The organism is Streptomyces bambusae (assembly GCF_019400985.1).
Classification (GTDB): Bacteria; Actinomycetota; Actinomycetes; order Streptomycetales; family Streptomycetaceae; genus Streptomyces; species Streptomyces bambusae_A.
In genome coordinates, this window is record NZ_WTFF01000537.1 from 1 (window position 1) to 2,807 (window position 2,807).

General features: G+C 75.7%; 3 protein-coding genes and 1 pseudogene. 1 reads left to right on the top strand and 3 read right to left on the bottom strand.

All coding sequences use genetic code 11. From position 1 onward, the window contains the following. Positions 1-715: 715 nt before the first annotated feature. Entirely contained in the window at positions 716-970 is a 255-nt protein-coding gene (locus GPJ59_RS35255) for a hypothetical protein (protein WP_219672163.1), read from the bottom strand. 366 nt (positions 971-1,336) lie between these two features. Between GPJ59_RS35255 and GPJ59_RS35260 the strand changes: the two genes are divergently transcribed. Further along, entirely contained in the window at positions 1,337-1,708 is a 372-nt protein-coding gene (locus GPJ59_RS35260) for an ArsC/Spx/MgsR family protein (protein WP_219672165.1), read from the top strand. Here GPJ59_RS35260 and GPJ59_RS35265 read toward each other — a convergent pair. Both GPJ59_RS35265 and GPJ59_RS35270 read right to left on the bottom strand, forming a co-directional pair. Further along, on the bottom strand, positions 1,705-2,142 hold the full coding sequence (locus tag GPJ59_RS35265) for a ribosomal protein L7/L12 (RefSeq protein ID WP_308120669.1): 438 nt from the start codon (positions 2,140-2,142) through the stop codon (positions 1,705-1,707). The genes GPJ59_RS35260 and GPJ59_RS35265 overlap by 4 nt on opposite strands. Positions 2,143-2,305: 163 nt before the next feature. After that, a pseudogene (locus GPJ59_RS35270) lies at positions 2,306-2,807 on the bottom strand (hypothetical protein); the annotation flags it as partial.

Sequence of the window (2,807 nt, forward strand, 5' to 3'; positions counted from 1 at the left end):
CCCGCCCCCCCCACCGGCGGCCCCCCCGTGCTCGGGCGGGCCCGTGTCGGTAACGGGGGGGGCGGGCGGGGGGAGGGGGTGCCGTCGTGGCCCCGGAGGGGGGAAACCCCCGGGGGGGGGGGGGGGGGGGGGGGGGGGGGGGGGCGGGGGGGGCGGGGGCGGCAACGGGGGGGGGGGGCGGGCCCCCCCAGTTGCGGCGGGCACCCCCCAACCGCCGGTGCGGCGGGCGAGCATCGCCGCCACCCCTCGGCGACTCGGCGGCGCCGTGACGAGTTACGGCGCCGCCGAGCCGTTGACCGACCGGCCGTGAGCCTGCCCGTAGCCACCTCGGCGCCCCACGCCCTCCCGCCCCGGCGGTCGTACCACCACCGGCCGCCGCCCGGCCGGCCCGGCGGCTGCCAGCTGCCTGGTGCCCACGGGCAGTACCCACGGCGCGCACTGCTGCCGTCCCCGCCCGCTCGGCCCGGCCGTCGCCCGGGTGTCCCCGGGCCCTGTTCCAGGGACGGGACAGGAACCCGACGGGAGCTCCTGTCCGGCGTCGGCCGGTCAGTGCCTTGGTGGGGCCCGCCCGGCGCCGGCCACGGACTCGCTTCGCCGGTGAGTCGGTCCGGCCTGGTCCGGCCGGGATGCCGGGATGCGGGATGCCGGGGTGCGGCCACGGCCCGGCAGGCACGCGGCAGCACCCCAGCGGGCCCCGCCCCCTCGGGGCGGAACCTCAGTGCGCTTCGCGGATCAGCGAGCGGACCATCCGGCAGGTGGTGTTGGACGGGCGGTGGATGCCCGTGCGGGCGGCCATCGTCCGGATCTTCCGGTTGGTCGCGCGGGCGGCGTCGTACGTCCCCGTGTCGAGCAGCGATATCGCCAGCCGCATGGCCTTCAGACGACGGTTGTGGCTCTCGTACCACTCGCGGGGCAGGCCCGCGGGCAACGGCTTCTTCTTCGGCGGGTCAATGATCGCGGCAGCGGCCATCTACAGCCTCCCAAACGGTAGTTGGCGGTCTGTCTGCTCCGGTTCTACTGGTCTCGATTTTACTGCCGGGCACTGACAAAAGCCCTGGCCGGACGCCGCCGGAACGGCGTCCGGGGCCCATACGGAGCCCCCTCCGGACCACCACACCCGAAGCGGGACCCGAAGCCGGACCGGACGCGGGCCGATCCCGGGCCGAGCGCGGACCGGAGGCGGACCGGGCGCGGACCTGAGGCGGACCGGGCGCGGACCGGAGGCGGACCGGGCGCGGACCGAGCGCGGACCGAGCGCGGACCTGAGGCGGGCCGAGCGCGGGCCGGGCGCGGGCCCGAGACGGGCCGGGCGCGGGCCTCGGTAGGCTCACGTGCCATGGAGATCTGGATCAATCCGGCGTGTTCGAAGTGCCGTAGCGCACTGACCCTGCTCGACGGCGAGGGCGCCGACTACACGGTCCGCCGCTACCTGGAGGACGTACCCAGCGAGGCGGAGATCCGCGAGGTGCTCGGCCGACTCGGTCTGGAGCCGTGGGACATCACGCGTACCTCGGACCCGCTGGCCAAGGAGACCGGCGTACGGGACCTGCCGCGCGAGGAGACGGCGCAGGCGCGCGACCGCTGGATCGCACACCTCGCGGCACACCCCAAGCTCATCCAGCGCCCGATCATCACGGCCGACGACGGCACGGCCGTGGTGGCCCGCTCGGAGGAGGCCGTCCGCGAGGCCCTCTCGCGGAAGGCTTAGAGCGCGTCTCTCGGATCGGGCTGTGAGTCCGCCAGCAGTGGCCGTACCCAGTCGGTTGCAGGCGGGCAACTCGCCCGACAGGTCCCGGGAGGCCATGGTCCACTGCACGGGGCCGGGTCAAGCGGGCCGGCCAGTCGCGTGACGGTGCGGTCGCACCAGTCGCAGAGCACTGCCACGTGGGCGCCCGCGGCCTCAAGGACACCGGCCGCGTCCTGGGCGGCTTCGAGCCAGTCGGGCTCGGTGACCGCTACGGGCGCGCTGTCCAGCAGAAGCTTGCTGTTCCAAAGGCTGAGGCCGGTGACCGTGCGGATCGCACGGATCACCTCCGTCTTGCGGCCTCCCGACTCCGTCAGCAGGACTCGGAAGCCTGGCTCTTCCATGCACCCTCCCCACACCCTCCCCGGCGGCACCGAGCTGTCCGGCAAGTGGACCATCCCCACAGCTGAACGCCATGGGGCAGGCTATCGCCGAGCCCGGAAAAGAAGGATGGCGGCACGGTGGAGTGCGGCCTGGTGGGCGATGGCGAGCTTGTCCGTTCGCACGGCCGGGCCGCGCCGCGGCTTGAACCGGTTGACGCATCGCTCCGCCGCGTTGTGCTCAGGCCCGCGGCGGAGGCGCGAGGGCTGCGGCGATGGCGGATGCCTCCCTGAGCGGCAGGGTGTGGTGGGTCGCGTCGGGCAGTACGTCGACCCGCGCCCCCTTCGGCAACGCGGCGGCGGCCGCGCGGGCCGCCCGGGCGGCGTCGTGGCAGCGGGCCTGCCCTGCGAACAGCGCGACGACCGGCAGTTCGCCGAGCCCGGAGAGGTCGGGGCGGCGGCCGGTGACAGGGCGGACCGCGGGAAAGTCGACGGCCGCCTCCTGAAGCCGCAGCCAGGCCGGATCGATCGTGGCACCGCCGGACTCCCAGCGCAGGAAGCCGCGGACCCGGCGGGGCGTGGGCCGTAGCAGCATGGGCAGGGCCCGTAGGAGGTAGCCGGGACGGAACCCGGCGAACACCTGCGTCGGATCCAGCAGCACGAGGCGGCTCCCCCGCCGCCCCGCGACCGGATCACCCCCGCCGACCGGACCCGCACCGCCCCGGGCCGGGCGGGTCGCCGGG

Bases quoted from the DNA above. Each gene is read 5' to 3' on its own strand.
- GPJ59_RS35255 (WP_219672163.1), bottom strand. From the start codon at position 970: ATGGCCGCTGCCGCGATCATTGACCCGCCGAAGAAGAAGCCGTTGCCC.
- GPJ59_RS35260 (WP_219672165.1), top strand. From the start codon at position 1,337: ATGGAGATCTGGATCAATCCGGCGTGTTCGAAGTGCCGTAGCGCACTG.
- GPJ59_RS35265 (WP_308120669.1), bottom strand. From the start codon at position 2,142: ATGGTCCACTTGCCGGACAGCTCGGTGCCGCCGGGGAGGGTGTGGGGA.